Here is a 20,525-nt window from a genome sequence, read left to right on the forward strand (position 1 = left end):
ACGGGCCGGTACCGCGCACATGCGCGCGTACCGCACGACCCGAAGACAGCGGGAAGCGAAGCATGTTGCTCGGCCCCGCACAGGCGGGCGTACTGTGCGGTCCGATGATGACTCCCAACATCCTGCTTGTCATGGCCGATCAGCTTGCGCCGCACTTCACCGGCACCTACGGCCACCCTGTCGTCCAGACGCCCTCGATGGACTCGCTCGCAGCGCGGGGGGTCCGGTTCGATGCTGCGTATTGCCATTCGCCGCTGTGCGCACCCTCGCGGTATTCGATGATGACCGGCAGGCGCGCGTCGGCGATCGGCGCATGGGACAACGCGGCTGAATGGAGTGCGTCAGCGCCCACCATGGCCCACTGGCTGAACCTGGCGGGCTACCGGACGGTGCTCTCGGGGAAGATGCACTTCGTCGGCCCCGATCAGCTGCACGGCTTCAGCCGGCGCCTGACGACTGACATCTACCCGTCGAACTTCGCCTGGACTCCCAACTGGGATAACGCGGATGAACGGATCGGCAAGTGGTACCACAACATGGACAGCCTCTCCGAGGCCGGCCAGGCGCTCGCCACCTACCAGATCGACTACGACTCCGAAGTGGGTTTCGCCGCACGCCGATGCCTGTACGACCTGGCCCGCGAGGCTGATGACCGCCCGTTCTTCCTGGCTGTGGCCTTCATCCACCCGCACGATCCCTACGTGGCGCGCCCCGAGTGGTGGAACCTCTACGACCACGACGAGATCGATCTGCCTGGCCCGACCCCTGCCGAGCTTGACCCGCACACGGTGCGCATCCGTGCCGGCATCGAGGCCGACACCGTCGGCTGGACGCAAGAGCAGTGCCGCGCTGCCCGCCACGCCTACTACGCCAACACGAGCTACTTCGATTGGTGGCTGGGCGAGCTGCTGGGAGCGTTAGAAGAGACTGGCCGTGCCGATGACACCGTGGTCATCGCCACCAGCGATCACGGCGACATGCTCGGCGACCGGGATGCATGGTTCAAGATGTCGTTCTTGGAGCGGTCCGCCCGTGTCCCGCTGGTGATGGCCGGGCCCGACATCACCCAGGGTGCTGTGCCGAATGTGTGCTCCCTGCTGGATCTGGCGCCGACGCTGGCGGACATCGCAGGGGGTCGGCCGGCTGAGCTCGGCGCTCCGCTCGACGGTCGCAGCCTGTGGCCCGCGGCGACCGGGGGTCACGACCCGGTCGATGAGACCATCGGCGAGTACATGGGGGAGCTGACCTCCCATCCCATGTTCATGATCCGCCGCGGCCGCTACAAGTACATCCACTGCGACACCGATCCGCCGCAGTTGTATGACATCTCGGCCGATCCGGCCGAGCATCGGAACCTGGCCGATCCCGCCGAGGGAGCTGGCGATAGTTCACCGAACGAGTCCGACCTGGCGGCGTCGTTCGCGCAGGAGGTGGCAGAGCGCTGGGACTCCGAGGCGATCCGCTCGGAGGTGCTTGCATCCCAGCGCGCTCGGCGGATTGTGCACGCCGCGGCACCGCAAGACTGGGACTTCTCGCCTCCCTCGGATCCCGCGAACACCTACATCCGCGATCACATGGACTGGGCCGAAGCCGACCCCCGGCTGCGCTTTCCCCACGAGCAGAGCTAGCGCCACAGGCACTCCCCAACGGGCTGGCGGTGCCGGCTGGCAGGGCCCGCAACGCAGCCGAAACATCTCGGCAACAGCGCCGACCCGCACTGTGCATCGAGCGGTCACAACGGGGTGACTCCCGCGCAACACGCCTTTCCTAGGTTCGCCGAAGTCAGCCAGGTGTCAAGGGGACAACCATGAAACGCAAGATCCTTGTTTCTGTCGCGGGTGTCATCGGCGGCCTGCTCCTGTTTGCCGGGCCAGCTGGCGCACAGGACGACTCGCTGTCCGCCGAGATGGTGCAGGCCGTCATGGACAACCTGTGGGTGTTCATCGCCAGCGTGCTGGTGTTCTTGATGCAGGCCGGATTCGCCATGCTCGAATCGGGACTGACGCGCACGAAGAACGTGGCCAACATCATGGCCAAGAACCTTGCCGATGCATCCATCGGCATTCTGGCGTTCTTCCTCGTCGGCTACGGGCTGGCCTACGGCGGCGACGGCAACAACCTGTTCGGCTGGGGCGCGTTCGCGCTGTCGGGAATCGATCTGTTCGACATCTCCGAGGGCCTGTCCGGTTCGACCGACTTCTTCTTCCAAGCGGTCTTCGCGGCCACGGCGGTCACGATCGCCTCGGGCGCCATGGCCGAGCGCACGAAGTTCAGCACCTACCTCATCTTCAGCCTGGTGGTCACGGCGATCATCTACCCGATCGTGGTCCACTGGACCTGGGGCGGTGGCCTCATCGCCAGCATCTCGATCGGCGACGCCGTGTTCAGCGACTTCGCCGGCTCCACCATCGTCCACAGCGTGGGCGGCTGGGCCGCCCTCGTGGGTGCCTGGATGCTCGGGCCTCGCATCGGCAAGTACGGCCCCGACGGGACGTCGCGGAACATTCCGGGCCACAACGTGACGCTCGCCATCTTGGGCGTGTTCATCCTGTGGTTCGGCTGGTTCGGCTTCAACCCCGGTTCCGAGCTGGCTGCCGACGAGTTCGTGATGTTCGTCGCACTGAACACGGTGCTGGCGGCATGCGCGGGCACGATCGGGGCCACGGCGCTGAACTGGCTGCGCACCGGGAAACCTGACGTGCCCATGGCAGGAAACGGCACCCTGGCGGGCCTGGTCGGCATCACCGCCGGCTGCGGCACGATGACGCCCTGGGGCGCCATCATCACCGGGTTCGTCGCAGGTCTCATCGTGGTGCTCGTGGTCGGATTCGTGGACCGCAAGCTGAAGATCGACGATCCCGTCGGCGCCTTCGCCGTCCATGGCGCTGCGGGCATGTGGGGCACGCTCGCCATCGGCCTGTTCGCCCGGTACGACGATGCCTTCCTGGGTCGGGAGAACGCCGGCCTATTCTACGGCGGCGGCATCGAGCAGCTGATCGTGCAGTTCCTGATGGTGGTCATCGTGGCCGTCTGGGTCATCGTGACCTCGATGATCCTGTTCGGGGTCCTGCGGGCCACTATCGGCCTGCGAGTGACGGCAGAGGAGGAAATGGTGGGTCTCGACGTTTCCGAACACGGGGGCCCCGGAATGGCACTGGACGACGTGGTATCGAGCGGCTGACACTCGACCATGGGCTGAGTCGCCCAGCGACCACCTGCTCTGCTGTCAGCGGAAGTCCCCGGGTCTAGGCCCGGGGACTTTCCGCGCCTAGCTTCAACTCGATGCAATCCCGAGTCCTAGTGGATGCGCTCGCGAACGTGGCGCGTGGGCTGGCGATGGGTGCCGCGGATGTCGTGCCGGGCGTGTCGGGCGGCACGGTGGCGCTGCTGCTGGGGATCTACGACCGGCTGGTCGGCCAGGTCGCACACTTGAGCGCCGCTGCGGCCCAAGCGCTGCGAGGCCGTATTCGCGTTGCGCTCGGGATGGCCCGGCAAGCCGAGTGGCTGTTCTTGGCCAGCTTGGCAGCGGGCATCGCCATCGCGGTTCTGGCGCTTGTCGAGCTGGTGCGGCTCGGAATCGATGAACAGCCCGTCGGTCTGTCGGCGGCGTTCTTCGGACTCGTTGCCATGACCGTCGTGACCACCAGGCACCAAGTGAGCCACTGGCGAGCGGGGCTCGTCGTGGTGTTCGTGGCCGTCGCTGTCGGGGTGTTCGTGCTGCTGGGCGTCCGGGCGGGCAGCGTCACCGATCCCGCTGCGGGGACGATCATCGCAGCCGGCGCTCTGGCGATCTGTGCCATGATCCTGCCCGGCATCTCCGGCGCCTTCGTGCTGCTGCTGTTGGGGCTCTACGACCCGATTACCGAGGCGGTGGCCGAGCGAGAACTCGGGACCGTCGCGCTGTTCGCACTCGGTGCCGCCCTGGGACTCGGGCTGTTTTCCCGCCTTCTGCAATACGTGCTGGAGCGGTGGCGAGATGCCGTGATAGTGGTCCTCATGGGCCTGATGGCCGGGTCCCTGCGGGTGCTGTGGCCATGGCCGGTCGGTGATGCCAACGCTGAGGGATTCGGCAATGCCGCGCTCGGCGCCCCGCCCGCGTCAGACCTCCTGAGCGCGATCGTTGTCGCTACGGTGGCTGCGGCCGTTGCCGCGGGCCTGCACCGTTTCGGTGCACGCCAGAGGCCTGCGTGACGGCACTTCGCCGCCGATAGTCGGGATCGTTCCGCTACCGTCCGGCTCCGCCCACCCCGGATGCACATGGCCACTTCTCTTGTCATTGTCGAGTCGCCCGCGAAGGCGCGCACGATCTCGCGCTTCTTGGGCGACGACTACGTCGTCGAGTCCTCGGTCGGTCACATCCGTGACCTGCCACGCAATGCCTCCGAGGTGCCCGCCGCCTACAAATCCGAGCAGTGGGCAACGCTCGGAGTCAATCCTGACGACGGCTTCAAGCCGCTCTACGTGGTGACGGCCCGCGACCAGGTGCGGCGTCTGAAATCCCTGCTGCGCTCAGCGGACCAGCTGTATCTCGCCACCGATGAGGACCGCGAGGGCGAAGCCATCGCCTGGCATCTGCTCGAGGTGCTCAACCCGCAGATTCCGGTGCACCGCATGGTGTTCCACGAGATCACCGCCGCGGCCATCCGGGAGGCAATCGACAATCCCCGAGATCTCGATCGTCGGCTCGTCGACGCGCAGGAGGCCCGGCGCATCTTCGACCGCCTCTACGGCTACGAGGTCTCGCCGGTGCTGTGGCGCAAGGTGGCACCGCGGCTGTCCGCTGGGCGGGTGCAGAGCGTGGCTAACCGCCTCATCGTCGAGCGTGAGCGAGAGCGGATGGCGTTCAGGGCCGCCGGGTACTGGAGCATCACCGCCACGCTCGATTCTGAGCTCCGCGCAGCGGGCGGTGCCGGGGCGGAGCAGTTCGATGCGACGCTCATCTCGCTGAACGCACGACGGATTGCGACCGGGCGTGACTTCAACCAGCAGGGTGAGCTGCGTTCGGGCGAAATCGTCGTGCTCGATGGCGGCGCCGCCGCAACGCTCGCCGATGCCATGACCGGCGCGCGGTTCGCGGTGAGCTCTCGTGAGTCCAAGCCGTACCGTCGCCGGCCTCCAGCACCGTTCATCACTTCGACCCTGCAGCAGGCTGCGGGCGCTCGGCTGGGCTTCTCGGCCTCGCGCACGATGGCAGCAGCCCAGCGGTTGTATGAGAACGGCCGCATCACCTACATGCGAACGGACAGCACCACGCTGTCGGATCAGGCGCTCGACGCGGCACGGCGCATCGTGGCCGGTCGTTATGGGGCCGAGAACCTGCCGCCGAAACCGCGCATCTACACCCGCAAGGTCAAGAACGCCCAGGAGGCACACGAGGCGATCCGCCCAGCCGGTGAGAACTGGCCTGCGCCCGGCAGCGTGACCGATCTCGGTGGTGACGCCGCTCGCGTGTACGACTTGGTCTGGCAGCGAACGATCGCCAGCCAGATGATCGACGCCACCGGCGAGACCGTCACGATCCGGCTGGCTGGCACGGCGAACTGCGACTTGGCACCGGCACTCTCAGCGGGTTCATCGGCAACCGGCCAGCACGACCTTGAGCTGTCTGCCGCGGGCACCGTGGTGCGCAGCCCCGGTTTCCGGCTGGTGTACGCGCCGCCACCAGCGGGTCCCGACGAGGAGCCCGAGCGCATCCTGCCCGACCTCGACGCTGGCGGTTCAGCTACCGCGATGGCCGTCGAGCCTGCCGAACACAGCACAAACCCGCCGACCCGGTTCACCGAAGCCTCACTGGTGCGGCGACTTGAGGAACTCGGCGTCGGCCGCCCGAGCACCTACGCCAGCATCATCGAGACAATCCAGGCGCGTGGCTACGTGTGGAAGAAGGGGTCGTCGCTGGTGCCGGCGTTCACTGCCTTCGCGACAGTGGGACTGATGGAGCGGCACTTCGACCATCTGGTCGACTACGCGCTGACGGCCCGCATGGAGGAAGACCTCGACGAGATCGCGAGCGGCGAGCGCGACGCCGAGCCGTGGCTCACTGAGTTCTATTTCGGCGATCAAGATGCGAAGACGCCCTCCGACGCCCGCGGTCTGCGCTACCTGGTGTCCGATGACCGGCTCGCGGACATCGATCCGGCGGAGATCAACAGCATCCCCATTGGCATCGATGCCGACGGTGAATCGGTGATCGCCCGAGTGGGACGTTTCGGTCCGTACCTGCGGCGCGGCGAAGCGACACGGCCGTTGCCCGACGACCTTGCCCCCGACGAGCTCACCATCGAGCGAGCACTCGAATTGCTGTCTGAGCCCACCGAACGGGTGCTGGGCGCCGACCCCGATTCCGGACTCGACATCCTCGTGCGGCCCGGCCGCTTCGGCCCCTATGTCTCAGTGGGACGGCCCGACGAGACCGACGAGCGCCCTCGCACGGCATCGTTGCTGGGACACCAATCGCCCGAGACGCTGACGCTCGAAGATGCCCTGCAGTTGCTGACACTGCCGCGCACGGTCGGAGTTGACCCCTCTGACGGGGAAGAGATCGTCGTTCGCAACGGCCGCTTCGGGCCGTACCTGACCAAGGGCCCGGATTCCGGAACGAACGCAGAAAACCGGAGTCTTGAGTCCGAGGAGCAGCTCTTCACGCTGACCCTGGAAGAAGCATTGGCGCTGCTGGCTCAGCCCCGCCGACGGCGCGGCCAGCAAGCCGCGAATGCAGGCCGCGAGATCGGTCAGGACCCCGACAGCGGCAAGGCGATCACCCTGCGCGACGGTCGGTTCGGACCATATGTGACCGACGGCGAGTACAACGCGTCGCTGAGGCAGGGCGACGATGCTGAGACGCTGACCGTCGAGCGCGCGACCGAGCTTCTGACGATGCGGCGCGCGAAAGGCCCGGCAACCAAGCGTGCAACCCGACGCAAGCAGCCAGCCAAGAAGAAATCCAGCGCCAAGAAGAGGGCGGCAACGAAGGCGAGTGCGAAGAAGTCCGCTGCCAAGAAATCTGCTGTCCGCAAGAAGGCCCCGCCACGCAAGCAATCTCCTCCATCAAGCGATTGATGACGCCCGCCCGCCCCGGCGTCGAAGCCGCGTGCAGCTCATGGCGAGAGGGCTGCGCACCCTTGCTCCTAGTCTGCTGAGTGTCATGAATTCGGATCACTCGATCCCGTCGTTCGACGGCTCGGATGTGTCCGGCCCCGTTGCATCGGGATCGGGGCTGTTCGCTGCGCCGGGCTTCCTGCGCTTGTGGATCGCGCAGGTGGTCAGCTCATTCGGCGACTGGATCGGGCTGCTGGCGACCATTGAGGTGGCGCGGCGAATCGGCGGTGACCAGCCCGGATCTGCGATCGCGCTTGTAGTCACGGCGCGGGTGCTTCCCGGCTTCTTCCTGGCATCGGCCGGGGGCATCATCGTTGACCGCTTCAACCGCAAGCGGCTGCTGGTGATATGCGACATCGTGCGCGCCAGTGTCTTGCTCACAATCCCGTTCATCGACCGACTGTGGGGCCTGGTGGTGGCATCGCTGGTCTTGGAGCTGGCAACTTCGCTGTGGAGTCCGGCCAAGGAAGCCATCGTTCCCAACATCGTGCCCACCGAGCACCTCACGGCCGCCAACTCGCTGGGGCTCGTGGCCGCGTATGGCACGTTCCCCCTCGGTGCCGCCGCCTTCGCGGGCATGGCCAAGCTCGGCGCGGTGTTCGGCTGGACCGACATCGGCCAGGTGGAGATGTCGCTGGTTATCGACTCCGCCACATTCCTGGTGGCCGCGGCGCTCATTGCCACGCTGCCGCTGTCCCCGCACATCACTGCTGCGCATCGCAAGCGCGACAGCGACCGCCGCATCAACTGGGGCCAGGGTTTCCGCGAGCTGCGCGAAGGCTGGGATTTCATCTTCCTGAGCCCACAGGTGCGCGCCGTGCTGGTCGGCTTGGGCACTGGCATGATCGGCGGGGGGATGCTGGTGCCGCTGGGCGCCGTCTACAACGACGAGGTGCTGGGCGCAGGCAGTGCCGGCTTCAGTTCGATTCTCGTGGCGATGGGCCTCGGCGTCGGCGGCGGGGTTGCTCTGGTCACCCTGCTGCAGAGTGCAGCGAATCGCTTCGGCCATCACTCCCGTTTCGCCGGCGCCGGTCGTGCCCGCCTCTTCGTGCTGTCGGTTTTCGTGGCCGGCGGCTCGTTGCTGTTCGCCGCCTCGGTGTCCATCACGCTGCTGGTACTTGCGGGTGTGCTGCTGCTCGGGCTGGCGGCGGGCTCGGTGTATGTGACTGGCCTGACGTTGCTGCACGAGAACGTGGAGGAAGTGCTGCGCGGGCGGGTGTTTTCCGCCATGTACACGCTGGTGCGCTTTTGCCTGCTGATCTCCATGGCAGCCGGCGGCTTCTTGTCCGACGGCTTCAACTGGCTGTTCGATGTCGTCTTCGACAACCAGATCACGTTCGGCAACGCTGTGCTCGCGCTGCCCGGTGTGCGCGGGGCACTGTGGCTGGGAGCACTGCTGATCCTGATGGCGGGCGTGCTCGCCGGTCTTTCGCTGCGCAGCCACCGGGGTGAGGGACGTCGGGCGCCGCAAAGGGCGGGCGGCGTCGGGGAGGAGTCATGACCGCCCGCGGTCGCTATGTCGCGCTGGAGGGCTTCGACGGCAGCGGCAAGTCGACTCAGGCCGAGCGACTGGCAACCGAACGGGACGCTGTGCTCACCCGAGAGCCCGGCGGAACGCCGCTCGGCGCATCGCTGCGGGGGTTGCTGCTCGATGATTCCGATGACCGCGCCCCCGCGCCGCGTACCGAAGCACTGCTCTTTGCCGCCGATCGGGCGCAGCACATCGCCACAGTGGTGGCTCCCGCACTCGAAGCGGGCCGCGACGTCGTCACCGATCGCTCGTACGGTTCGACGCTGGCCTACCAGGGCTACGGCCGGGGCCTGCCACTCGACGAGCTGCGTGGGCTGATCGACTACGCCTCTCGGCGGCCGGCGGGCGCATCAATCGAGTTGCCCGAGGTCATCCTTCCCGATGTCGTCGTGCTGCTCGATGTGCCGCTGGTCGATTCCGATCGTCGGGTTCACCACCTTGATCGCATCGGGGGCGAGCAGATGTCGTTGCTGGAGGCTGGTCCGCACGCGGACCAGCCCGCGGGCGGAGAGCCGGACCGGTTGGAGGGTGAAGCGCTGGAGTTCGCGCTGCGTGTGTGGCGCAGCTACCGGGAGCTCTGCGAGGCGGAACCCGAGCGGTGGGTCCGTGTGGACGCCACCGGCACCGTCGATGATGTTGCTGCGCGGGTCATCGAGGCCGTAACTGGGCATCCTGCGATGCGGGACTAGGCCGGTCATCGTGGCCTCAGCGTCCGGCGGCGACGATCAGCCGGGCACGACGGAGCCCGCCGCGCTGTCGCTCTTCGACTTCGACGACCCGCCGCCGGCGCTGCCGGAACCGCCTCCCCCCCTCGACGAAGCGGCGGAGCAACCTGAGCTGCCGGAGCCCGCGACCGAATCCGCGCGAACTCCGGCCCCCAGCCCGCCTCCAGCCCCCGTCGCCGAGTCACGGTTCGACACACCGCCGGCTGACGAACCCCCGGTCGGCGACCTGCTCGACGGCATCGTCGGGCAATCCGCTGCGGTCTCCCGTCTGCAGTCGGCGCTCGAATCGCCCCTGCCGGCGTACCTGTTCGTGGGCCCCGCTGGTGCGGGACTGCGCAGTGCGGCGTGCCGGTTCGCAGGCGAATTGCTCGCGGCGCGCAGTGCAACGCCCGAGCGAGAGCGGCGTCTCGCCCTCGCCGAACAGCATCCCGACCTGCTGGTCTTCGACCGCGTCGGCGCTGCGATGACTGCCGAGCAGGCCCGCGACGCAGTGCGTGCAGCAGCGGTTGCCCCGGCAGCCGGTGAGCTCAAAGTCATCGTGCTTCCTGAAGTGGACCGAGCCGCACTGATCGCGCCCATCCTGCTCAAGTCGGTCGAGGAGCCGCCGCCGTCGTGCGTGTTCGTGCTGCTCGCCGAGGAGATCAACCGGCCGATGGAGACCCTGGCATCCCGCTGCGTCCGCATCGACTTCGAGGCACTGGGCGAAGCCGACCTGCGAGCACTGCTCGTTGCCGAGGGCATCGATGACAGCCGCGCCGACTTCGCAGCGGTCGCCGCCGGAGGCTCGATCGATCGAGCTCGCCTGCTTGCCTCCGATGCGGACGCTGCTTCCAGGATCGACACCTGGCGGGGAATGCGCAGCTCGCTCGATGGCACGGCATCTGCCGCGATGGCAGCCGTCGACACAGCGTTGGAGGCGACCGAGCAGGCAGCGGCCCCACTCGAAGCCCGCCACCAGACCGAACGTGCGGACGCCGATGAGCGGGCCGAGCTGTATGGGACGAACTTCGGCCGCAGCTCGCTTGACGAGCGGCACCGCCGCGAGCTGCGGCGAGTGCGCACCGACGAGCTCACGATGGGATTCGCAGTGCTTTCGGCACAGATTCGCGATGAGGCCCGCAATGCCAAGTTGGCAGCGGAGACCGCAGCGGAGCAGCTGGCAGCCGTCGGCGATGCTGCAGAGGCGTTGCGTTTCAACGCCAACCAGCGACTCACGCTGAGCTGCCTGTTCATCCGGCTCGGGCGGACAAGTCCGTAAGACCTCGCCGCTGATCGGACGCTGCGGCCGGCGAACGAGCCCGAGGTGGGGATTGAACCCACGACCTGCTCTTTACGAGAGAGCCGCTCTGCCACTGAGCTACTCGGGCAACCGGCGGTCACGGTACCAGCGGGCGGTGGCGCCCCACGAGGGGGTTCCGGCGCAACCGACCACTAATATCTGCGCTATGAACGCACTTGCTGCGCAGGTCTGGCACTACTGGTTGGCGGTACCGCTCACCATCGTGACGGTGCTGACCGTCGCCAAGCTGGTTGCGGGCTATGTGCAAAAGGTGGTTGCTCCGCGCTACCCCAAGCGCTGAGCCGGCAAGTGAGCGCTCCCGCCGACGAGTACGTCGACTGGGATTTGGCGCGCCGCATCGCCGTGCGGGTCGCTGGCACCGAGCCGCTGTACCAGTCGTACCTGGCTGAGCCGCTGCGTGCGGACTTCGCCCGGTTCGTGCCGGTTGCGGCCGAGCTGGTCGCCATTGAGACGGGTTTGGAAACGCCGGGCGAGGCTCACGCTGAGATCATCGATCGGGCGGGATGGATTGACGCCAACATCGCAGCGTTCCGGCGGCTGCTGCAGCCGCTGCTCGGTGCCCCGGCTACCCCCGATCAGCCGGCGGAGACATCACGGGTGACGCGCACGCTGGGCGCCGTTGAGCTGGGCTCGGTGCTCGGTTGGATGTCCCGCCGGGTGCTGGGCCAGTACGACCTGCTGTGGGCTTCCGACGATGAAAGCAACGGCACCGCCGCGGAGACAGCGGGCGACACGGTCTACTTCGTCGGTCCGAACATCCTGGTCACCGAGAAGCGTTACGCCTTTCCCCCGGCGCAGTTCCGACTCTGGCTGGCGCTTCACGAGCTGACGCACCGTTCGCAGTTCACCGGTGTGCCGTGGCTGCGCCCCCACTTCTTGCAGCTCGTGAACGGTCTTGTCGACGAGGCTCAGCCCGATCCCGAACGACTGCGCGAAGGCCTTCGCGCGCTGGTCGCGCAGCGCCGCGGCGGTCAGGACCTTCTGGGCGAAGGGAGGGTTGGCCGCGGTGTTCGCCACTGAGCAACAGCGCAGCCTGATCGCTCAGGTCGGCGGCATGATGAGCCTCGTCGAGGGACACGGTGACGTGACCATGGCCAGAGCCGCCCGCGGGCACATTCCCGATGCCGAGCGATTCGCCCTCGTGATGGAGCACCGGCGCCGAAACGCCCGCGGCATGGCCCGGCTGGTCCAGCGCCTGCTTGGTATCGAGGCCAAGCTCGCCCAGTACCGGGCGGGCGAGGAGTTCATCGCCGCGATCGAAGGCGAACGCGGACCGAAGGCCGTCAACCGGATCTGGGAGCGCGTTGAGCATCTGCCGTCCATGACGGAGATTCGCAACCCGACAGCGTGGCTGGAGCGTGTCCCGGCAGCCTGAAGCCTGCGACGGCGAACCGTCGGCGCCCGCTGCGGGGGCCGAAGAACTCGATCAGCTGATCGACCGTTGCACATTCGGCGAAATCGAGCGCCGTGAGCTTGTCTGTGGGGTGTCGGGTGGTGCCGACTCGGCCGCCTTGCTCGTGCTGGCATGCCGGTTCGCGCAGAGAAGCGGCAATGACGTCACAGCTGTCACTGCTGTCCATATCGATCACGGCATCCGGGCCGACGGGGCTGCGGAGGCGGAGCGTGTCGGGGCGCTCTGCGACCAACTCGGTGCCTCGCTGAGAATCGTGCGGCTCGGGCTCGCTGCGGGGGCGAACCTGCAGGCGCGCGCTCGCGAAGCCCGCAACGCCGCCCTCGGCCCCGAGGCGCTGGTGGGCCACACCGCCGACGACCAGGCGGAGACGGTGCTGCTGCAGTTGCTGCGCGGCGGAGCACTCGATGCGCTCGCAGCCATGCGAGCCGACCGCCGGCCGCTGCTGGTGCTGCGACGGGCGGACACCGACCGGGTCTGCGAGATCGCCGGCTACGAGCCGATCCAGGATCCCTCCAATGCCGACCCGCGCTTTTGGCGGAGCCGCGTCCGCCACGAGCTGATCCCGCTGCTCTGCGACATCTCCGGCCGCGATGTCGTGCCATTACTGGCGCGTGCAGCCGGGCTGGCGGCCACTGACGCCGACCTGCTCGATCTGCTGGCTGCCGACATCGATCCCACCAGCGCCGCCGAACTACGGACCGCACCGTTGGCTCTGGCTCGGCGAGCCGTCCGCGCATGGCTGCGCACCGATCATCCACCTGATGCCGCCACCGTCGAGCGGGTGCTGGAGGTGGCCCGGCACACCCACCGGGCTACCGAGGTCGGAGGAGGCCGCCGGGTGACCCGATCAGCCGACCAGCTCCGGCTGGAAGGGTGACCCTTCCGCCGTCCGCAACGCGAAACCAGTAGGTTCGACTCACGTGACGCCCGCACCGGCCTCGCCGTCGCCTCAGAGCGACCTCGACTCGATGCTCGCAGGCGATCCGGCTGTCGGGGAGGTACTCGTCTCTGGCTCCGAGATTGCCGAGCGGGTCGTCGAATTGGGCGCGCAGATCACCACCGACTACGCCGGCCGTGAGCCGCTGCTGGTGGCGGTGCTCAAGGGCGCCGTGATGTTCGCCTCCGATCTCAGCCGCGCGATTGACCTGGCGGTCGAAATGGATTTCATGGCCGTGTCGTCGTACGGCAGCAGCACCCGTTCCAGCGGGGTTGTTCGCATTCTCAAGGATCTCGACATCGACATCGCAGGGCGGGACGTGATCTTGGTGGAGGACATCGTCGAGAGCGGTCTCACCCTGTCGTACCTGCGTCGCAGCCTGCTGGCTCGCAGCCCCGCCAGCCTGGCGGTGTGCTCGTTGCTGACCCGCGAGCACAACGGCAGCCTGAACGGCCTCGTCGACTACATCGGCTTCCGCCTGCCGCCTGTGTGGGTCATCGGCTACGGGCTGGATTTGGCTCAGAAATACCGCAATCTGGCCGAGATTCGCGCCTGCGACGCTTCCGCCGCCGAAAACGCCTGAAACTCCTGCGTGTTCGCCGTGCAGGGCCGGTTCGGCACCGGTAAATTCGGCTCCGTACACGCTTGCAGGGACGGCGGCTATGAGAGGGAAGTGGGCGGAGGGCATTCAGCCCCGCAACTTCAACTGGGTCGTCGCCGAGCGCCTCGCTGTTTGCGAGCGTCCCGGCGGCTATGGCGCCAGTCACAGGCGCGTCCGTCGTCAGGAAGAGATCATCTGGCTGCGCCGCAACGGGTTCGACATGGTCGTCTCGCTGATCGCTGCTCCGCACAACCTTCACAACTACGACGAGCTGAGCTTGCCGTATCTGCACCGGCCGTGGCCTGTCCTTGACGACATGGCTGAATACCTGCAGAGAGTCCACAACGATCTGGCGCGGCTGGCCAGCGAACGCAAGCGGGTCGTGCTGCACAAGGAGCGGGTCGGCGAGGACGTCTGCGGGTTCATGGCCTCGTACCTGCTGCTGTCGGGCAAGGTGCCCACAGGTCCGCAGGCGACGGCCATCACCGAGCGGATCTTCGGCCAGCGTGTTGGGCCCGAGGGGCGCCGCGTCGTCGACGTCGCGCTCGGCATCCTGGCTGATCGGAAAGCAGAGGGCTGAACCCAGTCGTGACTGCACCCAGCGCCGCTGCGTCTGATGCGTCGCCTCTCGACGACCGCTGTGTCAATGATGCGTCGCCTGACGGCGACCGCATTGAGCTGCGCGACCTGCGGGTGATGTGCGTGGTCGGGGCGCTTGCCCACGAGCGCACCGCGCCGCAGCCGCTCAGCATCGACGTCGACCTCTACGCCGACCTGAGCCGTGCGGGTGCATCGGACAATCTGGCCGACACCATCGACTACGGCGGCGCGTGCGATCGAATCGTCGCGCTGTGCGCCACCGAAGCGCCCCAGCTGCTCGAGCGGCTGGCCGAGTTGATCGCAGCAGACCTGTGCAGCCTCGACGCTGTGACGGCAGCCGCGGTCACGGTCACCAAGCTCCGCCCGGCCGTTGCGGCCGACCTGGCCACGAGCGCTGTGCGCATCACCCGCCGCCGCCCGGCGTGAGCCGATGAGCCAACCCGGCGTGAGCCGATGAGCCAACGCAGTGTGAGCCGGTGAACAACGCCGCTGTGAGGGCATTCGTGAGCATGGGCGCGAATATCGGCAACCCCGCCGCGCAACTGGCCGATGCTCTCGGGGCCTTGGCAGACGCTGGTGTGCTGGTGGCCAGTTCGGGTGTGTATCGCAGCGCGCCGATCGGCCCGTCACAGCCGTCGTTCCTGAATCTCGTGGCCGAGCTGCGCGTGGCTGAGGGCCCCTATGAGCTGCTTGCACGGTGCCAGGCCCTCGAAGTGGCCGCCCATCGAGTGCGGCGGGAGCGTTGGGGACCCCGCACGCTCGACGTCGACGTGCTGCTGTTCGGCGACCTCGTCCAGCGTGATCCCGAACTGGTGATCCCGCACCCGCGCCTGCGGGAGCGCCGATTCGTGCTCGACCCGCTGGTGGAGCTCGCACCCGAAATGGTCACCGTCGGCGAGTTGGCGGCCGTGGCCGACCAGGATTGCGAGCGCATCGCTGGCCCAGACCGGCTGCGAGACCTGGCCGCAGCCTCGCCGGGGCTGTAGCGCACGATCGGTGCCGCGAGGCGGTGCTGTTCTCGACGCTCCGCTCCGGACAGAGGGGAGCTAGGCCTCCGGGACGGGGGGTGCGTCGGCGCGCAGGATGAACAGACCTTCGGCGTTGACGCACAAGCCCTCGGGGCCGTGCACTTCAGCGTGCTGGACGATCTTGCGGCCGGATGTGTCATGTATCCACGCCCGAAGCTGCAGAGGCTCGCCCAGCGGAGTCGCGGCGCGGTAGTGGACGGTGAGCCGGCCCGTATAGGCCTGGCGGCCCCGCATCCGGTTCAGCGCGCCCATCAGCTCGTCGATGATGAGCGCCACAACGCCGCCGTGGGTGCGCTCGGGAGGCCCGGCGAACATGGGGTCGACAATGGCCTGGCCAGTGACCGCCTCGTCAGATTCCTTGAAGTAGCTGACGTCCACCGACGCCGGATGCAACTGCCCTCCGCCGATGGAGAAGGGGTCGAACTCGATCTCGTCGCCAACCTCGAGCGGCAGTGGGAAGAACTGGCCTTCGTAGATCTCGCGGAGGTATGGCCGGCTCAACATGTCGTCGAGCTTCACTCTCAGCGTGCCCTGCTCCAGCCGGTCAGCGGCAGCCTCAACAGCCGCTGTGACCTCGTCGAGCATCTCGTCTCGGACCCGTCGCCCCGCCAGTGCCTGGTTCAGCCGGCGCATCGCAGCGGCGGCCCGTTCGACGGCGCTCCAGTCATGTCCTGGCCCGACGGTGCTGGCCGGATCGCTGCGCGAATCCTGCTGGGTCACGGGCCGAGACGCTATCTGTGCCGCCCCGATGTACGCCCGCTGCGTGTGGCCGTGGTTCGCATTGCCGTCGGGGCATACGCTCGGACCATGCGGCGCACCATCTTTGAAGAAGAGCACGAAATGTTCCGTGAAACGGCCCGGGCCTTCACCGAGCGCGAGATTGTCCCCTACCACGAGAAGTGGGAAGCCGACGGCAAGGTCGACAAGGCCATGTTCCGCAAGGCGGGAGACGTGGGCCTGCTGGCCACCGCCGTCGACGAGCGCTACGGCGGCGGCGGAGTGCCGGACTTCCGCTACAACGCCATCCTCAACGAGGAGATCATGTCCGCCGGCGTGGCTGGCTCGGGCATGTGCATGACGCTGCACAACGACGTCTGCCTGCCGTACTTCATCAACCTGTGCGATGAGTCCCAGGCCGAGCGGTGGATGCCGGGGTTGTGCAGCGGTGAGCTGATGAGCGCCATTGCGATGACCGAGCCGGGCATCGGCTCGGATCTGGCCTCGATGAGCACGACGGCAATCCGCTCCGGTGACGGGTACGTCGTGAATGGCTCGAAGACGTTCATCACCAACGGCATCAACTCCGACCTCGTCATCGTGGCGGCGAAGACCGATCCCAGCGAGAAGCACCGGGGCATGTCGCTGATCGTGCTCTCCGAGGGCATGGAGGGATTCGAGCGGGGGCGCAATCTCGACAAGCTGGGCTTGAAGTCTCAGGACACTGCCGAGCTCTTCTTCGACGACGTGTTCGTGCCCGAAGAAAACCTGCTCGGCGGCGAGGGCAACGGCTTCACGAGTCTGGTGCGCAACCTGCCCCAGGAGCGGCTGTCCATCGCGGTGACTGGCGTGGCCCACGCGCAGGCCGCATTCGACTGGACCGTCGACTATGTGGGCGAGCGGCAGGCCTTCGGCCAGACCATCGCCTCGTTCCAGAACACCCGCTTCGAGCTCGCCGAGATGAAGACTGAGCTCGATATCGCCTGGGTGTTCGTGGACCGCCAGATCGAGGCCCTCAACGAGGGCGAGCTGACCGCTACAGACGCCGCAGAGGCCAAGTGGTGGGTCACCGAGATGCAGTTGAAGCTCATCACTCGCTGCCTGCAGCTGTTCGGCGGCTACGGCTTCATGTCGGAGTACCCCATCTCCAAGGCGTACGCCGATGCCCGAGTACAGACCATCTACGGCGGCACCACCGAGATCATGAAAGAGATCATCGGCCGCGAAGTCACCGGCACCCGATAGGCAGCAGGCGTGCGAGAGATCAATTCGGCCGAGCCTGCGAGGCGTATTGACTCGGCCGAGCCTGCGAGGCGCATCAATTCAGTAGCGATCATCGGGGCGGGCACGATGGGCGCCGGCATTGCGGCCGTGTCGGCAAAGGCCGGCTGCCGCGTGCTGCTGCTCGACGTCGACGAGGCCGCTGCGCAGCGAGCGTGCGACTCGGTCGACGCCGACTTCCAGGAACTCGTCAGCATCGGCTCGGTCGACGACCGCCTCGACGACATCGCCGGCTACGACTGGGTGTGCGAGGCCGTCATCGAGGACCTCGCCACCAAACGTGAGCTGTTCGAGCGCCTCGAAGCCGCCCGCAGCGACGGCTCGGTCATCTCATCGAACACGTCGGGCATCCCGTTGCGGCAGATCAGCGAGGGCATGAGCGAGCGATTCCGGCGCGACGTGGCCATCACGCACTTCTTCAACCCCGTGCAGGTGATGAAGCTGTTCGAACTGGTGCCCGGCTCCGACACCGAGCCCGAGGTCATCGAGGCGTTCGCACGCTTTGGGGCTGAGCGGCTCGGCAAGGGCGTCGTGCATGCCAAGGACACCGTCAATTTCATCGGCAATCGCATCGGCTGTTACTTCATGCTGTCCGGCTTGCACCAGGCCAAGCCGTTCCTCGCCGATGGCATGACCCCCGAGACCATCGACGCAGTGCTGGGCGCACCGATGGGCTTGCCGCCCACAGGCCTGTACGGGCTCATCGACCTCATAGGCCTCGACGTGATGGAGTTGGTCGGCGCCAACTTGGCCCAGAACCTGCCGTCGGGCGACCGGGGACTCGAATTCGCCCAGTTCCCCGCTGCGGAGCAGGCGATGGCCGCCCGTGGCCAGCTCGGGCGCAAGACCGGCGGCGGCTTCAGTCGGCGCCTGAGACTTGACGACGGCTCCCGCAAGACCGAGACGTTCGATCTCGTGACCGGCGAGTGGCGAGCGGCCACCGAACCCGATCTCGAAGGCGTACCCGCCGAGCTTGGCGCGGTGATATTCGCCGATTCACCGCAGGGCGAACTGGCACGGCACATCTTCGGCGGCACGCTGGCGTACGCGGCAGACCTGGTGCCCGAGATCGCCGACGACATTGCCAACGTCGACAACGCGATCCGCTGGGGCTTCAACTGGGTGCACGGACCGTTCGAGATGCTCGACCACCTCGGACCCGCCCGGGTCATCGAATTCCTGCATGGTGTCGGCGCTCCGCTGCCAGCCATGCTCGCCAGGCTCGAGGCGTCCGGCCAGCCAACCTTCTACAGCCGGTCCGCCGATGGCGCCCGCCAGCAATTGATGCCCGACGGCACTGTTGCACCAGTTGCTTGCGCCCCAGTCGAGGGCTGAGCCACCCAGCCTGAAGGGTGACGGCCCGCGTTCAGCAGGCTGGACGGACGATGGCGTCGGTCATGCGGATGGCCTGGGTCATCTGGGCGGCGTCGTGGATCCGCACGATGTCGATGCCCGCACAGATGGCGGCGGTGATGGTGGCCGCGGTGCCGAAGAGGCGATCGTCGATCTCGGCGTTGGTGATCGCCCCGATAGTCGACTTGCGCGACGTGCCGATGAGCATTGGCAGCTCCAACGCCCACAGCTCCGGCAGTCGCCGCATCATCTCCAGGTTCTGCGAAACGCCGAAGCCGAAGCCGAAGCCCGGGTCGACCACCAGGCGGTCGGTGCCCACACCGGCCTCCGCGCAGATCTGGAGACTGGCCTTCAACCCGGCTGTCACATCGGCGACGAGGTCCGTATGGGGGCGGCCCCGCTGGTTGTGCATGAGTACGGCGGCGGCACTGCGCTCGGCCACCAGCGGTGCCATCTGGCGGTCGAGGCGAAAGCCCGTGATGTCGTTCACCACCGTGGCACCGGCATCAACCGCAGGTCCTGCCACCTCCGCCCATGTCGTGTCCACCGAGATCGGCAGGTCGGCTCCTAGGCGGTCCAGCTCGGCTCGAACGGCCTCGATGACTCGGACAGCCCGCTGCCGCTCCACCTTTATGGGGGTGGGTTCCGCGCCCGGCCGACTGGAAGCGCCGCCGATGTCGATGATGTCGACCCCGCCTGCTACGAGTTCGTGCGTCAGCGCGAGCGCATCGTCAAGCCGGTCAGACACGCCGTCGCCGGAAAACGAGTCGTCAGTGGCATTGATGATGCCCATCACGTACGTGCGGGTGCCCCATTTCCAGCACGGTCCGCGCCCGGGGTCCCACCGGCCGTGGCGATAGCGGCGCCGGATCGGCCAGCCTGGCTGCGCCCCGGGTCCGGTCACCGTCAGCTGAAGTCCGCTGTGGGGTTGCCCGTCGTGACCGGAGGCAAGACACCGAGAAGGTTCGACGCAGCGGCCCGCAGGCCGACAACCCCGGCTGTCGCGTCGAACGGTGCCAGAGTGTCAAGGGCCTGCGACACGTAGGACAGTGCCGTTTCCACCGAGGTAGCAATCTCGCTTCCTGCCGCGACGACCGCCCGTGCCTCGTCCCGCTGGGCATCGTCGAGGGGTTGGCCGAGCAGATCGCCAACTGGATGCCCGTTGGCCAGCATCCGGATGACCGGCAGCGTGTAGACGCCCTCCCGCAGGTCGTTGCCCGACGGCTTGCCGAGTTGCTCGTCGGAGGCCACCAGGTCGAGCAGATCGTCGACGATCTGGAACGCCATGCCGTAGGCCAGCCCGAAGGCGGACAGGCACTCCAGAGTCGCGGAGTCCACGCCCGCCACCAGACCGCCGATGCGACACGACGTGGCGTACAGTTCGGCGGTCTTGCCCCCGATGGCCAGGAAGTACTGGTCTTCAGTGCGGCTCGTGTCGTAGATCAACTGCAGCTCGCGCACTTGTCCCTCGCACAGACGCCCGATCGTTGCGGCCAGCAGGGTTGCTACCTCAGTGCCGAGCGACGCCGCTAGCTCGGACGCCTTGGCCAGCAGGAAGTCGCCGGCCAGGATCGCCTTCAGGTTCCCCCAGCGATAATTCACCGCCTCGATGCCGCGCCGTGTCTGCGCGTCGTCCATGACGTCGTCGTGGTACAGCGAGCCCAGGTGCACGAGTTCGACGGCAACACCGCCGCACACCATCTCGTCGGTGACTGCGGTAGGTGCAGCCCCTTGTGGGTTCAGCGCCAGCGCCGACGCAATGACGAACGCAGGCCGCAGTCGCTTGCCGCCCGCGGGGATCAGGTGCGAGGTCACCTCGGTGAGAAACTCGTCGCCAGTGACCGCCGCGGCCCGCAGCGCCGTCTCGACACGGGCCAGGTCATCGTCTGCGGTGGGTCGGGCCTGCAACGGGGAAAGCGGCGCCACGGCGCAACCGTAAA

The 20,525-nt window shown here is 67.4% G+C and carries 20 protein-coding genes and 1 tRNA gene; 17 read left to right on the forward strand and 4 right to left on the reverse strand.

Annotated features, from left to right (window positions below):
- The first annotated feature begins 104 nt into the window (after positions 1-104).
- From betC to ACPXYO_RS03405, 7 genes are all read left to right on the forward strand, one after another.
- Positions 105-1,628 (forward strand): choline-sulfatase, encoded by a 1,524-nt coding sequence (gene betC / locus ACPXYO_RS03375; RefSeq protein ID WP_423916644.1) that lies wholly within the window; start codon positions 105-107, stop codon positions 1,626-1,628.
- Between the two features lie 179 nt (positions 1,629-1,807).
- The gene (locus ACPXYO_RS03380; RefSeq protein WP_423916646.1) at positions 1,808-3,181 is read left to right on the forward strand and encodes an ammonium transporter; all 1,374 of its coding nucleotides are present in this window, start codon (positions 1,808-1,810) and stop codon (positions 3,179-3,181) included.
- 101 nt (positions 3,182-3,282) lie between these two features.
- Complete coding sequence (locus tag ACPXYO_RS03385; protein WP_423916647.1) at positions 3,283-4,191, forward strand: DUF368 domain-containing protein; 909 nt, start codon at positions 3,283-3,285, stop codon at positions 4,189-4,191.
- Positions 4,192-4,257: 66 nt separating this feature from the next.
- Positions 4,258-7,059, forward strand: a complete 2,802-nt coding sequence (gene topA / locus ACPXYO_RS03390) for a type I DNA topoisomerase (RefSeq protein WP_423916648.1) — start codon at positions 4,258-4,260, stop codon at positions 7,057-7,059.
- Between the two features lie 85 nt (positions 7,060-7,144).
- On the forward strand, positions 7,145-8,599 hold the full coding sequence (locus tag ACPXYO_RS03395; protein WP_423916650.1) for an MFS transporter: 1,455 nt from the start codon (positions 7,145-7,147) through the stop codon (positions 8,597-8,599).
- Positions 8,596-9,318 (forward strand): dTMP kinase, encoded by a 723-nt coding sequence (tmk, locus tag ACPXYO_RS03400; RefSeq protein WP_423916652.1) that lies wholly within the window; start codon positions 8,596-8,598, stop codon positions 9,316-9,318. Before ACPXYO_RS03395 ends, tmk begins: the two co-directional genes overlap by 4 nt.
- 10 nt (positions 9,319-9,328) lie before the next feature.
- Positions 9,329-10,612: a hypothetical protein gene (locus tag ACPXYO_RS03405; protein ID WP_423916654.1), complete on the forward strand. Its 1,284-nt coding sequence runs from the start codon at positions 9,329-9,331 to the stop codon at positions 10,610-10,612.
- Between the two features lie 37 nt (positions 10,613-10,649).
- On the opposite strand, the gene ACPXYO_RS03410 is transcribed toward ACPXYO_RS03405, so the two are convergent.
- Positions 10,650-10,721: transfer RNA gene (locus tag ACPXYO_RS03410), tRNA-Thr, on the reverse strand.
- Between the two features lie 78 nt (positions 10,722-10,799).
- Here ACPXYO_RS03410 and ACPXYO_RS03415 point away from each other — a divergent pair.
- The 8 genes from ACPXYO_RS03415 (at position 10,800) to folK (ending at position 15,192) form a co-directional block, all read left to right on the forward strand.
- Positions 10,800-10,934, forward strand: a complete 135-nt coding sequence (locus tag ACPXYO_RS03415; protein ID WP_419551622.1) for a hypothetical protein — start codon at positions 10,800-10,802, stop codon at positions 10,932-10,934.
- Positions 10,935-10,942: 8 nt separating this feature from the next.
- Positions 10,943-11,674, forward strand: a complete 732-nt coding sequence (locus tag ACPXYO_RS03420; RefSeq protein ID WP_423916656.1) for a zinc-dependent metalloprotease — start codon at positions 10,943-10,945, stop codon at positions 11,672-11,674.
- Complete coding sequence (locus ACPXYO_RS03425) at positions 11,661-12,029, forward strand: zinc-dependent metalloprotease (protein ID WP_423916658.1); 369 nt, start codon at positions 11,661-11,663, stop codon at positions 12,027-12,029. Before ACPXYO_RS03420 ends, ACPXYO_RS03425 begins: the two co-directional genes overlap by 14 nt.
- Positions 12,013-12,945 (forward strand): tRNA lysidine(34) synthetase TilS, encoded by a 933-nt coding sequence (gene tilS / locus ACPXYO_RS03430; RefSeq protein WP_423916659.1) that lies wholly within the window; start codon positions 12,013-12,015, stop codon positions 12,943-12,945. The genes ACPXYO_RS03425 and tilS overlap by 17 nt, the downstream gene beginning before the upstream one ends.
- A 91-nt stretch (positions 12,946-13,036) precedes the next feature.
- On the forward strand, positions 13,037-13,588 hold the full coding sequence (gene hpt, locus ACPXYO_RS03435) for a hypoxanthine phosphoribosyltransferase (RefSeq protein ID WP_423918666.1): 552 nt from the start codon (positions 13,037-13,039) through the stop codon (positions 13,586-13,588).
- A 79-nt stretch (positions 13,589-13,667) separates the two neighbouring features.
- Positions 13,668-14,186 (forward strand): hypothetical protein, encoded by a 519-nt coding sequence (locus ACPXYO_RS03440; protein ID WP_423916661.1) that lies wholly within the window; start codon positions 13,668-13,670, stop codon positions 14,184-14,186.
- Positions 14,187-14,194: 8 nt separating this feature from the next.
- Positions 14,195-14,632, forward strand: coding sequence for a dihydroneopterin aldolase (gene folB / locus ACPXYO_RS03445; RefSeq protein ID WP_423916662.1), 438 nt, complete (start codon positions 14,195-14,197; stop codon positions 14,630-14,632).
- A 50-nt stretch (positions 14,633-14,682) separates the two neighbouring features.
- Positions 14,683-15,192 carry a 2-amino-4-hydroxy-6-hydroxymethyldihydropteridine diphosphokinase gene (gene folK, locus ACPXYO_RS03450; RefSeq protein WP_423916664.1) on the forward strand — a complete coding sequence of 170 codons (510 nt, stop codon included), beginning with the start codon at positions 14,683-14,685 and terminating at the stop codon, positions 15,190-15,192.
- Between the two features lie 60 nt (positions 15,193-15,252).
- On the opposite strand, the gene ACPXYO_RS03455 is transcribed toward folK, so the two are convergent.
- On the reverse strand, positions 15,253-15,954 hold the full coding sequence (locus ACPXYO_RS03455) for a PaaI family thioesterase (RefSeq protein ID WP_423916666.1): 702 nt from the start codon (positions 15,952-15,954) through the stop codon (positions 15,253-15,255).
- A gap of 87 nt (positions 15,955-16,041) precedes the next feature.
- Between ACPXYO_RS03455 and ACPXYO_RS03460 the strand changes: the two genes are divergently transcribed.
- Both ACPXYO_RS03460 and ACPXYO_RS03465 read left to right on the forward strand, forming a co-directional pair.
- A complete protein-coding gene (locus tag ACPXYO_RS03460) occupies positions 16,042-17,196 on the forward strand; it encodes an acyl-CoA dehydrogenase family protein (protein ID WP_423916668.1) in 1,155 nt (384 codons plus the stop codon).
- Between the two features lie 9 nt (positions 17,197-17,205).
- Positions 17,206-18,567 (forward strand): 3-hydroxyacyl-CoA dehydrogenase family protein, encoded by a 1,362-nt coding sequence (locus tag ACPXYO_RS03465; RefSeq protein ID WP_423916670.1) that lies wholly within the window; start codon positions 17,206-17,208, stop codon positions 18,565-18,567.
- Positions 18,568-18,598: 31 nt separating this feature from the next.
- On the opposite strand, the gene folP is transcribed toward ACPXYO_RS03465, so the two are convergent.
- Both folP and ACPXYO_RS03475 read right to left on the reverse strand, forming a co-directional pair.
- Entirely contained in the window at positions 18,599-19,489 is an 891-nt protein-coding gene (gene folP, locus ACPXYO_RS03470; protein WP_423916672.1) for a dihydropteroate synthase, read from the reverse strand.
- Positions 19,490-19,491: 2 nt separating this feature from the next.
- A complete protein-coding gene (locus tag ACPXYO_RS03475; protein ID WP_423916674.1) occupies positions 19,492-20,511 on the reverse strand; it encodes a polyprenyl synthetase family protein in 1,020 nt (339 codons plus the stop codon).
- Between the last annotated feature and the right edge of the window lie 14 nt (positions 20,512-20,525).

It is taken from the genome of Candidatus Poriferisodalis sp. (genome assembly GCF_965237655.1).
Taxonomy (GTDB): Bacteria; Actinomycetota; Acidimicrobiia; order Acidimicrobiales; family Poriferisodalaceae; genus Poriferisodalis.

What these genes read in the sequence shown, in the direction of transcription:
- betC (WP_423916644.1), top strand. Translation starts at nt 105, where the DNA reads ATGATGACTCCCAACATCCTGCTTGTCATGGCCGATCAGCTTGCGCCG.
- tmk (WP_423916652.1), top strand. Translation starts at nt 8,596, where the DNA reads ATGACCGCCCGCGGTCGCTATGTCGCGCTGGAGGGCTTCGACGGCAGC.
- ACPXYO_RS03385 (WP_423916647.1), top strand. Translation starts at nt 3,283, where the DNA reads ATGCAATCCCGAGTCCTAGTGGATGCGCTCGCGAACGTGGCGCGTGGG.
- ACPXYO_RS03415 (WP_419551622.1), top strand. Translation starts at nt 10,800, where the DNA reads ATGAACGCACTTGCTGCGCAGGTCTGGCACTACTGGTTGGCGGTACCG.
- ACPXYO_RS03460 (WP_423916668.1), top strand. Translation starts at nt 16,042, where the DNA reads ATGCGGCGCACCATCTTTGAAGAAGAGCACGAAATGTTCCGTGAAACG.
- ACPXYO_RS03395 (WP_423916650.1), top strand. Translation starts at nt 7,145, where the DNA reads ATGAATTCGGATCACTCGATCCCGTCGTTCGACGGCTCGGATGTGTCC.
- ACPXYO_RS03380 (WP_423916646.1), top strand. Translation starts at nt 1,808, where the DNA reads ATGAAACGCAAGATCCTTGTTTCTGTCGCGGGTGTCATCGGCGGCCTG.
- ACPXYO_RS03440 (WP_423916661.1), top strand. Translation starts at nt 13,668, where the DNA reads ATGAGAGGGAAGTGGGCGGAGGGCATTCAGCCCCGCAACTTCAACTGG.
- topA (WP_423916648.1), top strand. Translation starts at nt 4,258, where the DNA reads ATGGCCACTTCTCTTGTCATTGTCGAGTCGCCCGCGAAGGCGCGCACG.
- hpt (WP_423918666.1), top strand. Translation starts at nt 13,037, where the DNA reads ATGCTCGCAGGCGATCCGGCTGTCGGGGAGGTACTCGTCTCTGGCTCC.